The following is a 16,898-nucleotide window of genomic DNA, read 5'->3' as shown; positions in this document are numbered from 1 at the left end:
ACAATACATTATTTGTATTGTGGCTTTTTTGATTCAGTATTAGCTATTTGCAGATCACTCTACTTGAGCTGTTTCGCCATCGCTAACAGACTCATCTTCAACTACCTTGTCAATCTCAAGTGCCTTTAACGTTGCAGCAATATCTTCAGCGGCAGTTTCAGCATTGATATCATCATCAATTTTTAAGATTTTGCCATCTTCACCGATATAAAAAGTCACCCGGCTGGCAACGCGCACAAAATTAAGCACATCGTAAGCTTTAGCGGTTTCTTTGGTCGGATCGCTTAACATTGGAAAGTCTGCTTTCTGTTCTTTAGCAAACGCTTGGTTATCTTCAAGGTCGTCAACGCTGGCCATCATGTATACCGCTTTGTACTCGCGAATAAGATGTCCTTTTTGCACCAACGATTTACATTCTAGTGTGCAACCATGGGTGTTAGCCATTGGATACCATGCCAATACTAACGTTTGCTTACCTTTATAATCACTCAGCTGATAGAAGTGTCCATCTGTGGCTTGTAACTTAAAGTTTGGTGCGGTATCACCCACCTTCAAATCGGTTGCCATAGCACTCAATGGTAAAAGTAACGCTGCAGCTAAAAGCATTTTTGACGTTTTCTTAATCATTGTTTTAATCATTGTTTTCACCTAAGTTTCCCTGTGTCGCCTTTCACTGTTATACCACTAATACGTGCGTAGAACTAAATAGATCACCTTAAGTGACCAGCAAGCTTTAGCTTAAACATTCAAATGCTAAATCGTAGGCCTTACCCAAATCAACCGTCTTAGGACGACAGTTTTTAAGCTCATTATGCTTCTTGTCTGACGCACGTAATGTCGCGGGGTGAATAAACTCCACCTCACAAGCGCATGTTGCCAGAATCGCCCCTTCCATCAAAAATGTTCCCGCACCTCCCGCACCTTGCCCTGTGGTCGCACGTCTATTTAGCACCAACTTATCAATAGCATGCTCACTAACATGACCATTAATCTGCGCTATAAATGCAACCACATCTGTTTGAGTCGGGTTTTTCAACAAAGCAAATTTAGTCACTTTAGGCGCGATCACACTATGGCTTATACGCTCACCAGTGAGAGTCACTACTCTGACCTCATTAGCTTTTAAAAAGAGTCCTGCAATAATCAAACTAATTCTCCTGAATCGACATTATCTTTAAGAAGGAAATAAAAACGCCAGTTTTTATAAACTGGCGTTTTATCAGTGCGTTCAACGCTATTTTAAAGGTTACTTGCTCGCACGTGAATTCACCGATGAATCAATAACGATACCTTTATCATCCACATCAAGCTCAACTTTAACGCGCATGTCATAATCTTTCATCGCCTTGAACTCCTCTGGAATAGGCTCTCCAGTGAGCTCAATAAACTTAAGCAAGGGCGCAAACATTTTCATATAGTCTGCAGACATTGTCAGCAGACCATTGCTGGCCAAGGCTTCAGAGCTCAGCGTATTAGCAACCGCTTCACCCTTATCACCGAAGAACAACACCAAATGGTTGCCCTTCACTGCCAACTTGGCGGTGACTTTCATCTCTGGTGGCATGGGCAATACATCGTTCAAAATAATCGCACTGCCATCTGTCGGCAGTTGAATATTAGCGAGTTCTGGAGCAAATGGCTTAACCATATTAAACAACATTTCTGGGTTTTCGGCAGACAAGGTCATCACGGCATCTAAGCTTTCGAGTTCAGGAGAGTCAATATCATCATTGATTTTATAGTCAATCACTGACACACCGACACCTTTGACTCCATTAGCCATTCCAGTAAACATGCCAAGCATACCTGGGCTTTGTTGACTCATTTCCGCTTGCATCTCTTGCAATGGACCACACTGATACTCTGGCGTTAACATTTCGTCCCAAATGGCCTGTAAAGATGGCACCATTTGGTTAATATCGATGCCAAGCCCAAGAGTCGCAACGCTGTTATCAATATCTTGTACATATGCAGGAATATAACCGCGCATCTGTTGATATGCATTGAGCATAATCTGGTTCTTACTTTCAAAAACCACTCTATAACTCAGTGAGCTTTCACTACTGGTGATATCTATTTGATCATAACCGGCAACCGTGCGCGGCCAATTTGCGGCTATTGCCGACAACTCTTGGTCACACGCTGGCGATCTAAGCTCTGCAAAAGGGTCTTCTTCAGCCATTGCAAATAACTTAGTTAGCTGACGCGCCAGTTGATTACCATCAGTGCTAGTGAATGCTTTGACTATCTCTTGATGATTAATATAACTGATACCTTCATTGGTAAAACCATGTTTAGCAATGATATCTTCAATAATCTTAGCGTCGACAATCGAGCGTTCAACGGGCGTAACTGCCAGTGCGGTTTCCAGTAATACGGGCTCACTAAACGAGGCGTCTAGTGTCATCGTTAACATTGAGTCATGTACCGCTATAACCAGATTTATCTGTTCATCTTCAGTGCCATCAAGCAGCGGATAGCTACGGTAATTAACCCCTTTTAATTGAGCGGGCACATGCGTTAAGCCACTCTCGGCTTCTGCTTTATCCAGCAATGTCCAAATCGCATCTTCGTTGGCCACTTCAATCTTAAGTACAGGCATTACGCCTAGGGTATAAAAGTAACTACGGATATTTTCAGCAAGACCAAATGTACTAATGAAAGTATCACCATCTTTCATTGCAGCTAAATACGACTTCGTTAGACTGAGAAAAAACTGTGCACGTGGATCTTCTTCCGTTTCCCACTCGCCCAGCGAGTTTGCACCTGATTGCTTGTAGGCATCAGAAAGAGAATCGATATATGACTTGATCGGAAATGGCTGCAACTGTCCAGAAAATATAGGCGTATCAGCCGGAATATAAGCCATTACAGCGTTATCACTCGCCGATACTTCAGCATCTTGCTGACTGTACCAATACCCACCAGCACCAACCGCCACTAAGGCAGCAACTAGCATCTTATTCATTTAAAAACTCCATTTAATAATTCCATCAATCCAGTCATTGACGCTTTTGTTTTTACTCTGTCACTGCAAGCTAAGCCTAGCAAGCAATAACTTACTCATTATATTAATAACTTCGCGGGGTATATTACATCATTATTGACTGAGTTATATACCCAAGCCACTTCAACATGCTTGTTTCAGAGTTCCTGTAAGATCGGCGCTGAACAAGGCAGTGATTGCGATAATGCTTGCTCCCTTTTTTCAATATCACTAACGCAGAGCAGGCAACTTAAACGATTGATTTAATATCGAGACATTTGGCAAGCATCGATAGCCCTATTACGACCTTTTTACTGATAAATAGCCCAATGACTAAAGGGGAAATAGAGGGAAGGAGGTAAGTCGGCAGGGCAAATGAGGCCCTTGCTGTAAGGGGGGACACATTAAAAGAGACATTAACAGCACAAAATAAGTGATAAACCCCAGGCAGCCTAATCAGACTACCTGGGGGCTGTTTGCTTGGATAAACAGGCGCTAGCAAGTCAACCTAAGCACTCAATAAAGCCACCTAATGGTGAGCGAAACTGAGCTTGGTTTGTTTGGTTACTGACGGCTCTGTCTGCAGTATTTAGCGAAGCTTCATTTATAGGAGAATTAACAAATATCTCAACTACAAACTAAGCCATTGGAAGACTAAATATTGCTAAGCCTAAATAGGCTTGATACAGAACAGTTACCTAAAACCATCTACGGGAACGTTGAACTATAGTCTAAAAAAAACCGCTGTGCATAACCTTGTTAATAAAAATGTACAATTTATTATCAAACGCAGCAAAAGATAACCTAAAGCATTAATATTTATATTGTTAAATATTTATAAATAGAGCTAAAAATAGCGTTTAACCTCTCCCTTCTCCCCCCTTAAATGAACATTGGCGCGCTGCTAAATATCGACATACGCGCCTAGGGGTTATATATCGTAATGTAAGCCACATTCACGTTTAATACCGTTGAATCGGGTCTCCTCTTCGGTCATTCCCACTTCAAGCGGTTTACTTGAGTGAGTATCACCAACGGAAACATAACCTTGGTCCCATAACGGGTGGTAAGGCAGGTCAAAAGCGGTTAAGTATTCATGTACCTGTTTATTGTCCCATTCAATAATCGGCAGCACTTTATAACGCTTACCATGAATCGCTAGCACTTGTAGCGCTTCGCGAGTACTCGATTGCGAACGTCTAAGTCCGGCAAACCAGGTTCCCACTTCAAGCTCCTTCAATGCTCGCTGCATCGGCTCCACTTTATTGATTTGGTTATAGCGATCTAACCCATCAATGCCTTGCAACCAAAGAAAACCAAACTTGGCTTCTTGCCAAGCAGCACTTAGCGGCGAAGCATATACTTTAAGGTTGAGCTTCAACCGTTCAGTCAATTCATCAATAAACTGATACGTTTGGGTAAATAAGTAACCAGTATCAGTCAAAATGACCGGAATATCGGACTTCTCAGCGCTCAGCATATGCAACATCACCGCCGCTTGAATACCAAAGCTCGACGATAATGCAGCATTGCCCGGCAGATATTCCAGCGCCCAACGTACTCGCTGCTCAGGCGTTAGCTCATCTAGAAAACGGTTCACTATTTCAAGCTCAATCTGCTGCTCAATTTTTGGCGCGGTCAGCAAAGCGGCTAGCGCCTCTTTAGAGATAACCGATTTAATCTGTAGATCAGCCATGGAAATCCTTAGCAGCATCAATCACTGCGGCCACTACGCCGCTGCGAACGGTATAGTTACCAAACGTTTCACCTGCTTCTCGCTCTGATACATAACGAGCAAACAAGTCATCAAGTTCAGCAAGAATTTCAGCTTCCTGAATATTCTCACGATAGAGTTTATTAAGTCGTGTGCCTTCGAAGCTCGCGCCAAGATAGAGGTTGTAACGACCTGGGGCTTTACCGACTAAGCCAATTTCTGCTGCAAATGGGCGAGCACAACCATTAGGGCAACCTGTCATGCGAATAACAATGCCTTGATCTAAGAAGCCATGCTTATCTTGCAGCGCTTCAACTTTGGTTAAGAAACTAGGAAAATATCGCTCAGCCTCAGCCATTGCTAGGGCACACGTTGGTAACGCGACACACGCAATAGAGCGGCCACGCGTTTCGGTAATAAGCTTACCCATTAACCCATGTTGTCTTGCTAACGCTTCGACTTTGTCTTTATCTGCTGCTGGCACGCCAGCAATAATAATATTCTGATTAGACGTCATGCGGAAGTCACCTTGGTGAATTTTCGCTATCTCTCTAAGCCCAGTTTGCAGAGGTTGACCAGGCAAGTCTTTAACACGGCCACCTTCAATAAATAGGGTTAAATGCCAGTTGTCATCAACGCCCTGCTTCCAACCATATCGGTCGCCACGGTCACCAATAACAACATCACGCTTTGGTTGAAACTTAATGCCAGTACGCTTTTCGACTTCGGCTTTAAAAGTGTCGTAGCCATGCTTAACAATGGTGTATTTAAGGCGCGACAACTTACGATTTTCTCGGTTACCCCAATCACGTTGCACCGTCATTATCGCTTCGGCAAATTTAAGCGTATCTTCCGCTTTAATATAACCAAAGTCATCGGCCAAACGCGGGAAAGTCGCTACTTCACCGTGGGTCGTTCCCATACCGCCACCCGCAACCAAATTAAAGCCAACGAGATCGCCATCTTCGGCCACTGCAATAAACCCTAGGTCATTGGTGTACACATCAACGTCGTTATCTGGTGGCACTGCCACTGCCATTTTAAACTTACGCGGCAGATACGTTTTACCGTAAACAGGCTCAACCACTTCACCCTCGGTTGTCACTAGCTTTTCATCGTCCAACCAGATCTCTGCGTAAGCTTTGGTGTGTGGCAGCATGTTATCTGACAACTGCTTGGCGTAAGCATAAGCTTGTTGATGTAACTTAGACTGCACCGGATTGGGATTACACATCACATTACGGTTCACATCACCACAAGCAGCGATAGAATCTAATGCTTCTCGATCAAGATCTTGAATGATGGTTTTCAAATTACGCTTTGGAATACCATGGTATTGAAACGTCTGACGCGTAGTGAGACGGATACTGTTAGAGCTGGTCAAGTTAGACGCTATCTCATCGACCGCTAACCACTGCTGCGGTGAACAAACGCCCCCCGCAACACGTGCACGCAACATAAAGCTATAAAGCGGCTCTAATTTTTGCTCTTTACGTTCGTTACGCTGATCGCGGTCATCTTGCTGATAAAAGCCATGAAATTTAATTAGCTGTTGGTCGCCTTCACTAAAAGCACCGGTGACAAGGGTATCCAAACCTTCTTGAATGGTGCCACGCAGGTAATCACTGTCGGTCTTTAAATACTCATTTATAGCTAACTTTTTCTCACTCATAGCAAGATACTCTCTATTATTCTTTTATATTTAGCGCTGACTTGCGTTTTGCCAGCGACTCATTAATGCGTTCTTTGTCATCTGCAAAAAAGCTAGTAAACGTCTTTTTGGTAGCGTTTAGCGACTCGCAGCGCTTCGAGGTAATCTTCAGCTTGCTCAGCGCTCTTACCGCCAAATTTTATGGCCACATCCAATAAGGCTTGGTGAACATCTTTTGCCATACGCTCTGCATCGCCACAAATATATAAATGAGCACCAGATTCAAGCCACTGCCACAGCGTCTCACCTTGTTCAATAATTTTATGCTGCACATACACTTTATGGGCTTGGTCGCGCGAGAATGCTAAATCAATGCGCGACAGCTCTCCGCTTTGTATGTACTGCTGCCATTCTGTTTGGTAGAGGAAGTCTTGCTCAAAATGGGGGTTACCAAAGATTAACCACGCATTGCCTTCAATACCCTGTGCTGAACGTTGCTGCATGAATGCTCTAAACGGAGCGACACCCGTACCCGGACCTACCATGATAACTGGGGTATCAGGATTTTCTGGCAGACGGAAATGATTGTTTGGCTCAACGTAGACATTAACTTGTTGACCCTCTTCCGCACTTGCTAGGAATTGAGATGCACCGCCAAATCGAGCAACACCAGCGCGCTCGTCTTCAACTAATGCCACGGTTAGATGAACTTCCGATTCCACTTCCGCTTGGCTAGAGGCTATCGAGTAAAGTCTTGGAGTGATACCACGAAGCAGCCCAATCAATTGCTCTGCGCTGACGCTCGCTGGATACTGATGGACCAAATCAGCAACTTGGTTGTTATTAATATACTCACGCACAAGCACTTTGTCGGCACTGATATCAAGCAGTGCTTGGCTTTGGCTCAATTCAGCCCAACCTGTGACTAAACCAGGATAAAGCTGAGTTAACTCTTTTTTATTAATTAGCGCATCACGCAAGCTAAGCGTGTTGCTTCCAATGCTGACCTGCTCATCACCATTAAGGCTTAAATGCGCAAGCAGCTCATTAACCAGCGCTGCACTGTTGTTAAACCACACTCCTAATGCATCACCCGCTTGATAATGAATACCTGACTCGCCTAGCTCAATTTCAACGTGACGCACATCTCGGTCGGAATCCCGGCCGGTCAGCTTTTGACTGACAAGCAGCTCTGCAGCGTATGGCTTTTGTTTGGTAAAGCTAGAGGTTACAGACTGAGCCGTGCTCGCAATTGACACCACACTGGCACCAGCACTTTGGATCAGCGGCTTAACGGCTTCAAGTACACTGTCTTGCCACGCTTCTGCGTGTTCTTCATAATCCACATCACATTCAATTAAGGGCGAAATTGATGTTGCACCGAGCGCGGTAAGGCGAGCATCGAAATCTTTACCGGTTTGACAGAAAAACTCGTAACTTGAATCCCCCAGTGCCAATATCGAGTAGTTAAGATTATCTAACTTAGGTGCACGCTTTGAGGCTAAGAACTTGTGCAGCTCTATGGCGTCATCAGGAGCATCGCCTTCGCCATGAGTGCTAACGACTAACAGTAATAATGACTCTTGCTTTAGCTGACGCGCCTTGTAGTCACCCATCGATACTAAATTAACCGCATAACCTTGGGCTTGCGCCTTTTCAGCAAGTGCCGATGCCACGCCACGACCATTACCGGTTTGACTACCGTATAAAATAGTCATAATTTGCTCTGCACTAGCTTGTGGTACAACCGAAGTTCCCTGTTCAGATGTTGCAGCCAAATAGCCACTAACCCACGCAAGTTGTACGGCACTCAATTCAGCGGTGAACTGCTTTAGCTTATCAACTTGCCCAGAAGACAAAGGTGATGCGAGTGATGAAAGCTCTTTTAACAACATTAGAACGGCCCTGTATCAGTTTAGTGTTTGCAAGCTTAGCGCCTCTCACTAAAAGTAAAAAAGAATAAAAAATGATTTTTAATTCCATTTTGGAATATACAAAGGTTGAAAAGTAAGCTACAAAAGTAACTGACATTTGAATGAATTCACTTTTAGTGGGCTTGATGACAGCAAACTTCCATTTAAAAGTGTGGCCTAGCGCAAATTTTTCAGTCAGACCAGTACTGTAAACACGATATTGAAAAATATCAGCTTGTGTCTAAATTCAGAGTCGCCACAATATGAGACCTTACAAATAAAAATGACATCTGTCCCTACGAATGTCCTCAACGAAGAGGTTAGCCTTTGTGAAGTTAGGTATCCCCAAAGAAAGTCATGCTGGAGAAAGTCGTGTTGCACTTATTCCTGCCAATGTGGCTCGTCTGCTAAAGAAAAACGTGCAAGTGCTTGTTGAAAGCGATGCTGGAAGTCATGCCGGGTTTACCGATGAAGATTATGTTGCAGCAGGTGCCACGATTGCACCTCGCGAACAAGTCTTGAGCGACTCGGATGTGATTACTGTCGTCAATGCTAAAGATGAGCAACTCGCTGAACTTAAAGCCACCATTAAACCGAATCAAATCGTGATCGGTATGATGGACCCACTTGCGCATCCAGAAAATGCCCAGGCGATTGCCGAAACGGGAGCGACTGCGATTGCACTTGAACTCGTGCCGCGGATCACGCGTGCACAAAGCATGGACATTCTCTCTTCAATGGCCACTATTTCGGGTTATAAAGCCGTTTTGCTTGCCGCGCATAAAGCTCCACGTATATTCCCAATGATGATGACAGCCGCAGGTACCCTCAAACCAGCACGTGCTTTTATTATGGGAGTTGGCGTTGCAGGCCTACAGGCTTGTGCAACCGCCAAGCGCTTAGGCGCTGTAGTTGAAGCTTACGATATTCGCCCTGCCGCACGCGAGCAAATCATCTCAGTAGGCGCTAAGCCCGTTGAACTCGATTTGGAAACTGAAAATACCGAAACCAAAGGCGGTTACGCTGCAGAGCAAACTGATGACTTCCTTAAGCGTCAGCAACAGGCAATGGCAAACGTGTTGGCACAGCAAGATATCGTCATTACCACTGCCGCTATTCCAGGTCGCAAAGCCCCTATCTTGATCACTAAAGAGATGGTTGATGGTATGAAGAATGGCACCATTATTGTCGATCTCGCCGCTGAAACGGGCGGTAACTGTGAACTCACGGAAGTCGATAAAGAAGTGGTTTACAAAGGTGTGACCATTCTTGGGCCATCCAATGTACCGGGTAGCGCGGCCAACCATGCTAGCCAGATGTATGGCACCAACATTGAAAATCTACTTAAACTGCTTGTCGATAAAGAGGGTGTTTTAACACTTGATTTTGAAGATGAAATTGTTAGAGATACCGTTGTGGCACACCAAGGCGAAGTCGCCAGTGCACGCTTACGCGATATATTAGGTTTACCCGCATTGGAGCCTGTCATAACGGCTGCTACACCGGAGGAAAAATAAATGGAAATTTTACTCTTACTGACCCTATTTATGGTCGCAGTATTTCTCGGCGTTGAGGTCATCACCAAAGTACCACCCACCTTGCATACTCCGTTAATGTCAGGTTCAAACGCAATTTCAGGGATTTCACTCGTCGGCGCACTATTGTCAGCAGGTTCTGGCGCCGGTATTTGGGTCAACGTTTTAGGGTTTGTCGCTGTGGTACTTGCCACGATTAATGTTGTCGGTGGCTATATGGTCACCAACCGCATGCTAGCTATGTTCAAAAGGAAATAAGCCACTATGAGTGCGACAATTATTTATCTCGTCTATTTGGTGGCTGCGAGCTTATTTATCCTTGGGATAAAAGGCCTGACAAAACCGAGAACGGCGGTCAGGGGTAACCAACTCTCTGCATTAGGTATGCTAATGGCGGTCGTTGTGACTCTGTTTGACCAGAGTATTTTAAGTTACGAGTGGATCATTGCGGGTGTGCTATTGGGGGGAACTATCGGCGCAGTTATGGCGTCCCGAATTCAAGTGACCTCGATGCCACAGATGGTCGCAATGCTAAACGGTTTTGGCGGTGGAGCATCACTCTTTATCGCCTTGGCTAACTTCCTCGATCCTCAGTCTGCCACACACACCGTCGCCTTGATTTCCATTACGGCAACCGTGATTATTGGTGCCGTGACGCTGTCAGGTTCATTTATTGCGTTTGCTAAGCTACAAGAGCTTATTTCAGGCAATCCGATAAAGGTGCCTGGTAACAAGATATTCAATGCATTGTTGTTGATCAGTGCCATTGGATTGTCTGTTGCTATCGTGATGGACCCAAGCAATACTAATCTGATCTATGCGTTAGTTGCTGTGTCAGTGGTACTCGGTTTATTACTCGTCATCCCCATTGGCGGCGCTGATATGCCCGTTGTCATTGCCCTGCTTAACTCATATTCAGGTCTTGCTGCGGCAACGACTGGTTTTATTACCGGCAACACCGTCCTTATCGTATCGGGTTCACTGGTCGGTGCATCAGGTATTATTCTGACACGGATCATGTGTAAGGCAATGAACCGCTCACTGTTTAATGTGCTCTTTGGCGTTATGGCCGAAGGCGGAGAAACGATTGATGCTGACGAAGTTTATGCCGGTAAAATCACCTCGTCTTCACCAGAAGAAGTGGCGATGTTACTCGAAACTGCCGAGCGCGTTGTTATCGTGCCAGGTTACGGACTGGCAATGGCACAAGCGCAACATGCTGTACGTGAGCTAGCCTCGGTGATGGAAGCGCGAGGCACCAAGGTGCTTTATGCCATCCATCCCGTAGCGGGTCGCATGCCAGGCCATATGAACGTATTGCTAGCAGAAGCTGAAGTGCCTTATGAGCAGTTAATCGAGATGGATGAGATTAACCCTCAGTTTGAGCAAACTGATGTGGCGATTGTGATTGGTGCTAACGATGTAACTAATCCTATGGCACGAGAAGACAAAGGCAGCCCAATTTACGGAATGCCCATTCTCAACGTCGACAAGGCTAGAACCGTCGTAATTGTAAAGCGCTCATTAAGCCCAGGCTTTGCAGGGTTGCCTAACCCTCTGTTTGCGATGGACAACTCGGTCATGTTATTTGGCGATGGTAAGAAAGCCATTGTTGAGCTGACAAAGAGCTTAAAAGAAGCAGATTAATTATTAGCTTCAATGATTAAGAGACCGCATTTGCGGTCTTTTTTTTAAGTCTAAATTAATACAATTTTGTTAAACTTATGTATGTAACCTGCTTTTTTCTCTATACTTCGCTCAGCGCTAATCTAAGAAAAATAATATGAAATTCAATCTATATTCAACAACTTTTGTCTGCTTGTTAATGCTTGTGCCCCAAGGCAACGTTAACGCGGCGAAAGACCCTGCATTGGCAACGACAACAGAATCGGCAATCGCGGTGACAGCAGAAGAGCCGACAGCCAATCAATGGAATAACAGTTGGGGCATTGGTATCGGTAAACGCCGTGGCGATATTCCCTACGCCACCGAAGAAGATGAGGTGTATGACACCTTGCCGCTCATCTATTTTAAGAATGATTATTTCTACATCAATGGAATGGAAGCTGCTGGTCACATCTGGAAAAACGACAACCATCAAGTCAATCTATACACCCGTTTCCGCTTTGTTGATATTCCCCAAGAATTGCAAAATGACACTCAATCTCAAGCCTTTGATTTTGGTTTTCAATACCGTTTTGTCAAAGATCAATGGGATGTCGATTTAGCCATTCTCTCTGACTCCGACAAGCGCAGTTATGGCTATAGTCGCACTCAATACCTTTGGCAGTCTGGAGATTGGCGCCTATTACCTTACGCTGAGTTTCAGTGGAAAAGTGCCGATTTTAATCAATATTATTATGGCTTAGATAAATATGAAGTGGGCGGTGGGGTGAGCTTTAATGCGGGCATAAAAGCGCGATATCATGTGATCAGAAACCTGTATTTATTGGGCCAGTTTGGCGTAGGACGCTTAGAAGATGATGTCTACAATCTGCCCAGTATTAATAACCGCTTTCAGTATGAGTCCTTTTTCGGTTTCGGCTTTTTTCCCGAACCGGATAAAAAGAATTATTCGGCTAAGCCAGTTGTGACTAGACAAGAAAAACCTACCCAATACCTGCGTATTGCTCATGGCTGGGCGACGCCGTCGAACCTCAATGCGATACTCAAATGGCAAACCGCAACCGATCCCTATAACAACCAAATGACCTCCGCTTTTTACGGTACTCAGCTCACCGATACCCTGTTTACCTTACCGATAGAGCTTTACTTGACGCCGGGCTTAGTCTGGCACCATGACTCTGAAGTACAAGATAATATTGCTGAAGCCATTATTGCGATTAAAGCATACTACACCTTTGAAATTGGCCCACGATTTAGACTCGGTGTCGCCGAAGGTTTATCTTACGCCAGCACGGTCACTTACATTGAATCTAGCGAGTTAGAAGAAAAAGACTATAAGCCATCCAAGCTGCTTAATTACTTAGATTTTTCTTTAGATGTTAATGTCGGAGATGTGTTCAATTCAAGAAAAATGGAAAACCTTTGGTTTGGTTATAGCATCCACCACCGCTCAGGCATTTTTGAGTCGAGCTCGGCCTTTGGCCGCATAAGTGGTGGCAGTAATTATCAAAGTGTTTACCTGCAATGGCACTTTTAAGCTAGATTGATTGATTAGTTGATTGGTAGTGAGTTAACAAAAAGGCCGCATTCGCGGCCTTAATTTTCTAAACATGCGTAAACACACACAAACTATCGAGACACTTTCACTTCGGGTGAATTAAGCATCGCCAACATGGGGTTAGCCAACATGACTCGCTGCTTAAGCGCGATACCGATAATCAGACCTGCGATAAAACCGCCAATATGCGCCCAATAAGCCACGCCGCCCTCAGCAAACCATACCCCTACAATATTGATCAATAACCAAATCGCAAAGAATGCCATCGGCGACAATTTCTTTTGAAAGACAACAAACATGAATGTCAGACTGGCATGCCTAAACCACAACAGATACATACCAAACAAGCCCGCTATCGCCCCACTCGCGCCAACCATGTATACGGTCGATGTTGGATCCGATGCAATTTGAGCAAAGACGGCAGCAAAACCGCACAGTAAGTACACCGCAAGAAAACGAGAATGACCGAGTGCATCCTCTAAATTGTCACCAACCACATAGAGAAAATACATATTCCCCAGCAGATGAACGATATCACCATGAAGAAACATATGACTTAGCAGAGGCAATACCTGCTGCCCTTGCATCACGAGTGACGCCTGCATGGCAAAATGATCAAACACCCACACAGTAGCGGGGTCACTATAACCGTAGGCAAAAAAGATGATGATATTCAGTGCAAGTAAACTATACGTGACCCAAGGTTTGCTCTTGGTTTTTAAGTTGTACTCTAACGGCATTTGCAGTAAAAATTGAAACAGCCACGTTTTGACATTGGTTTTTTGATTGAGTCGTTCTAATGCCGCTCTAATTTGCGGGGACTGCAGCACTTTCTCTCGTTCGTGTTCATCAATCCATACCCCAGTACAAGAGTGGCAAACCTCCACCTCAACTTGAAAGTCGTCCATTAAAAAGTAGTGCTGCATACTGCACTGACAATGACTGCATTGTCGGAGTGACACGCCTTGATGTTCACCGAGTGAATTTTCAATGCCGACGCTGTCATTGCCATTGTCTGCCGTTGAAAGTGCACCGTTAAGCTCACCACTATCAAACCATATACCACCGCACTCAGTGCAGCTATCAACCTCTTGACCATGAAACTCGAACACTCGCATCGCTTGGCTGTTACAACCGGGGCACTTAATCGTCATTTAAATATCCTTATTCAACCGTAATATTGGCAGCATCTAACTCTGCGGCGAGTGCTTGATAGTTTTTTTGCAACATTGGGAGGGTTGATTCAGACACATTTTTGGTTAACTCTTTGAGTTTTTCAGCGCCAAACTTTGCACCATAGAATCGACTTTCCATTTTAGAAATAATGTTTGCCGATGTCATATAGAATCGCCGAGTCTCAGTGAGAATTTGCGTTGGAGTTTCCAATGTATTGGCTGAGTAGCGCATATTCTCCCAGACGAATGTTGCCATTGTAGGGTGAATACTCTTTAAGTCATAAGGGGAGCTTTTTGCCACTGTATCGGCATACTCATTGATGATAGTGACATTGTCATTCACTTCGTCGAAAAGTGCATGTCGAAGGTAATAGTTATCTTGTTTGTTTGATAAATCATCGAAGATAATCGCCTGTGACAAGCCCTCTTGCGCAGCCAAATAGACACCAACAATGGTGGCAATGATCATAAACACTTGGCTTATCCAAAAGCTGGGTTTGACTAACTCTTGATTATCTAATTTGGGGAAACGTTTGATCGATTCAGCGGCTACTGAGATGTTAGGTTTGACGTCCATATCGTGCATCACTCATTACAGGCTTAAAATATTTATTGGCCGCTAGCATATAGAAAAACTGACTTCGTCGCTACAGCGCTAGCACCTTAACCTTTTGCTTTTTATACTTAAGCAGCATTGGGCTATCCGTTACTCTATGTGGGTCATGCTCTCAACCGCTACGCCCTTGCTAACCCAGAATATCAAAGGCGAATCATAGATAACAAAGATGAGATTAATTTTAGCCCGAATAGCATACACAGAGAAAATCATTAGCTTTATAGGTTCGTGAACTATTTATTGCCTATTTTGCTCAAACAGAAATATTGCGCTTTTACCTAATAGCGTATCGACAGTTGCTCTCCCCGGCTCCCCAAACTCAACGGCCACTTTGTCATGTAACAAAGTCAGTGTCTTATATTGGGCTGTATTCAACTGATTGGAGCCACAAATAGCAAAGAACAATTTTATAATCGCGCTAAACTGAGGGGTTTCTAATGCGTAAAGCCAAGATTCCTGCAGCAATTCTGTGCTGCTAAAGTCTAAATCCTCAATTAACAAGGCGCCGAGTTTAGGTTCTAACAGGGTGAGAAAATCCGCTTTATAAGGGAAGTGATGGCTGATCCCAGTACGACTGATCCCTGTTGCTTGCGAAAGGGTGGAGTAGGACATCGCGTCATAACCCATATTCAACATCTGTTGCAGTGCAGCTGCTGTTATTTGTTCTATGGTTTGCTTGGTTTCAGCTCTTGAACGCTTTGGCATTATACGGCCCCATTGATTCGACGTGAAATGACTCTATCAAAAGCCGTTGCCAGAAACCCACTCCTTATGAAGCAATCAGTAAAGTGTTCAGCCTAGGTTCAGCAAAAAATGGCTGAACAGTGGTTGTCTGCTATTCATTAGCGAGCAAGCTAGAGCTTGGTTCTATGTTTTTACATTACTAGATATTAAGCTGCGCATACGCTGACTTCAGGTCATTGGAACCACCTTTGCCTGAAGGTAACTCTCTTTTGCCCCAAAACAATTTGGCTGTACTATCAGTTATTGTTTTTCAAAATCAAAATCGAAGTCGTGGTGCTTCGCCCACACCAGAGCCAAGGGGCAAAGCGCTTGCGCCCCTTGACAATCCCTCAGCACCCCGGCGAAATTTAAACAGCAAAATTTCCAACGGGGGAGATTGGATTCTGTAATCAATGTTTATTCTGTTTGGCAATATTGCTTAATTTAAGGCTTATGTCTTTAAATTTAAAACTAAAATGCCGAGAGTTTGCGCTTTTATAACCCAGTGTAGATGCGGCTGAGGCCGTCGAAATCAAGGATGATTTCGTTGAGCCTTCAGGGACGAACTTGCGGCGAGCCTCGGCAGTGACTGCACATGGGCCGACCGCAGGTCATTGGAACCACTTTGGTCAGTAGCTAACGCATCTATGCCCCAAAACTTGCTAGGGATACAGCTCGCCAGTTAACCGCAGCATTGCTTTTCTTATTGAAGCTAGGATCCGGCTCCATTCGATTCGCACCCTGTTAATAAACGAAGCGCTTGCGGATGAACGGCTAGGGATGCCAATTCGCTGATTTCAACTTACTGAATAATTTCAGTCCATTCGGGTAATAAAGGTTTGATCGTCATCCACAAAAGCCACAAAGCCGCCGTGATAGATAAACACCCGACCACGCCCCTCAACTAGGCAGGCAAGCTGTGGGTTCAAATCTTCTTCGTTATCCTGACTTTGAAAAGTGCCGGTATCAGTGATTACGCCGCTGCGTGTAGGCAAATATCCATAAGTACTCTTGGCTTGATCAATCAGGTTCAATTCGCTGACGGTAGAGAAGCAAAAGGGAATCGCAGCGGCTTCTTCGATAAATTTAGTTTTCAGTTCTTCAAAAGCTGTAATCACAAGCCAGTCGATGCCGTTAACATGATGGATAAACATAGAGTTCCTCGGTAATTCTGATGCGGAGATTTTATCACTATCAGAGGAGAACCTAGTAGTGATTTAGTTGCTAAAGGCGGTAATTCTGTGCCATTACCGGACATTCACTAGGCCAACTTGAAACACATTTTTGTCCCATAACGAGTCAGAAATGAACTCAAATGGCATAGACGCAGCAGCATTGGATTAAGTAAGAAAGTGTGGTTGGACATACAGTATTATTGGCTTAATTGTGGAAACAGATCAT

14 protein-coding genes are annotated in these 16,898 nt (G+C 44.4%); 4 read left to right on the top strand and 10 right to left on the bottom strand.

Features of this window, described 5'->3' with window-relative positions:
* Nucleotides 1–54: 54 nt before the first annotated feature.
* The 6 genes from CXF82_RS17170 to CXF82_RS17145 all read right to left on the bottom strand — a co-directional run bounded on the left by CXF82_RS17170 (nt 55) and on the right by CXF82_RS17145 (nt 8,246).
* Entirely contained in the window at nt 55–627 is a 573-nt protein-coding gene (locus CXF82_RS17170; protein WP_102038193.1) for a peroxiredoxin family protein, read from the bottom strand.
* Nucleotides 628–733: 106 nt separating this feature from the next.
* Nucleotides 734–1,147 carry a DUF3010 family protein gene (locus CXF82_RS17165; RefSeq protein ID WP_102044644.1) on the bottom strand — a complete coding sequence of 138 codons (414 nt, stop codon included), beginning with the start codon at nt 1,145–1,147 and terminating at the stop codon, nt 734–736.
* Between the two features lie 99 nt (nt 1,148–1,246).
* Nucleotides 1,247–2,968, bottom strand: a complete 1,722-nt coding sequence (locus tag CXF82_RS17160) for a hypothetical protein (RefSeq protein WP_101091764.1) — start codon at nt 2,966–2,968, stop codon at nt 1,247–1,249.
* Between the two features lie 949 nt (nt 2,969–3,917).
* On the bottom strand, nt 3,918–4,682 hold the full coding sequence (locus tag CXF82_RS17155; protein ID WP_101091763.1) for a phosphoadenylyl-sulfate reductase: 765 nt from the start codon (nt 4,680–4,682) through the stop codon (nt 3,918–3,920).
* Nucleotides 4,675–6,372, bottom strand: coding sequence for an assimilatory sulfite reductase (NADPH) hemoprotein subunit (gene cysI / locus CXF82_RS17150; protein WP_102044643.1), 1,698 nt, complete (start codon nt 6,370–6,372; stop codon nt 4,675–4,677). The genes CXF82_RS17155 and cysI overlap by 8 nt, the downstream gene beginning before the upstream one ends.
* Nucleotides 6,373–6,464: 92 nt before the next feature.
* Nucleotides 6,465–8,246, bottom strand: a complete 1,782-nt coding sequence (locus CXF82_RS17145; RefSeq protein WP_101091761.1) for an assimilatory sulfite reductase (NADPH) flavoprotein subunit — start codon at nt 8,244–8,246, stop codon at nt 6,465–6,467.
* A gap of 347 nt (nt 8,247–8,593) precedes the next feature.
* On the opposite strand from CXF82_RS17145, the gene CXF82_RS17140 reads away from it, so the two are divergent.
* The 4 genes from CXF82_RS17140 to CXF82_RS17125 all read left to right on the top strand — a co-directional run bounded on the left by CXF82_RS17140 (nt 8,594) and on the right by CXF82_RS17125 (nt 12,962).
* On the top strand, nt 8,594–9,781 hold the full coding sequence (locus tag CXF82_RS17140) for a Re/Si-specific NAD(P)(+) transhydrogenase subunit alpha (RefSeq protein WP_101091760.1): 1,188 nt from the start codon (nt 8,594–8,596) through the stop codon (nt 9,779–9,781).
* On the top strand, nt 9,782–10,057 hold the full coding sequence (locus tag CXF82_RS17135) for an NAD(P) transhydrogenase subunit alpha part 2 (RefSeq protein ID WP_101091759.1): 276 nt from the start codon (nt 9,782–9,784) through the stop codon (nt 10,055–10,057).
* Between the two features lie 6 nt (nt 10,058–10,063).
* The gene (locus CXF82_RS17130) at nt 10,064–11,446 is read left to right on the top strand and encodes an NAD(P)(+) transhydrogenase (Re/Si-specific) subunit beta (protein WP_102038067.1); all 1,383 of its coding nucleotides are present in this window, start codon (nt 10,064–10,066) and stop codon (nt 11,444–11,446) included.
* A 136-nt stretch (nt 11,447–11,582) separates the two neighbouring features.
* The gene (locus CXF82_RS17125) at nt 11,583–12,962 is read left to right on the top strand and encodes a MipA/OmpV family protein (protein WP_102044642.1); all 1,380 of its coding nucleotides are present in this window, start codon (nt 11,583–11,585) and stop codon (nt 12,960–12,962) included.
* A gap of 92 nt (nt 12,963–13,054) precedes the next feature.
* On the opposite strand, the gene CXF82_RS17120 is transcribed toward CXF82_RS17125, so the two are convergent.
* The 4 genes from CXF82_RS17120 to CXF82_RS17105 form a co-directional block, all read right to left on the bottom strand.
* Nucleotides 13,055–14,137 (bottom strand): rhomboid family intramembrane serine protease, encoded by a 1,083-nt coding sequence (locus tag CXF82_RS17120; protein ID WP_101091757.1) that lies wholly within the window; start codon nt 14,135–14,137, stop codon nt 13,055–13,057.
* 10 nt (nt 14,138–14,147) lie between these two features.
* Nucleotides 14,148–14,735 carry a hypothetical protein gene (locus CXF82_RS17115; RefSeq protein ID WP_101091756.1) on the bottom strand — a complete coding sequence of 196 codons (588 nt, stop codon included), beginning with the start codon at nt 14,733–14,735 and terminating at the stop codon, nt 14,148–14,150.
* A 276-nt stretch (nt 14,736–15,011) separates the two neighbouring features.
* Nucleotides 15,012–15,479 carry a TetR family transcriptional regulator gene (locus CXF82_RS17110; RefSeq protein ID WP_102038065.1) on the bottom strand — a complete coding sequence of 156 codons (468 nt, stop codon included), beginning with the start codon at nt 15,477–15,479 and terminating at the stop codon, nt 15,012–15,014.
* Between the two features lie 833 nt (nt 15,480–16,312).
* A complete protein-coding gene (locus tag CXF82_RS17105) occupies nt 16,313–16,651 on the bottom strand; it encodes a cytosolic protein (RefSeq protein ID WP_101091754.1) in 339 nt (112 codons plus the stop codon).
* Nucleotides 16,652–16,898 lie beyond the last annotated feature (247 nt).

It is taken from the genome of Shewanella sp. GutDb-MelDb (assembly GCF_002836075.1).
GTDB lineage: Bacteria > Pseudomonadota > Gammaproteobacteria > Enterobacterales > Shewanellaceae > Shewanella.
This window is presented reverse-complemented; position numbering and strand designations above follow the sequence as displayed.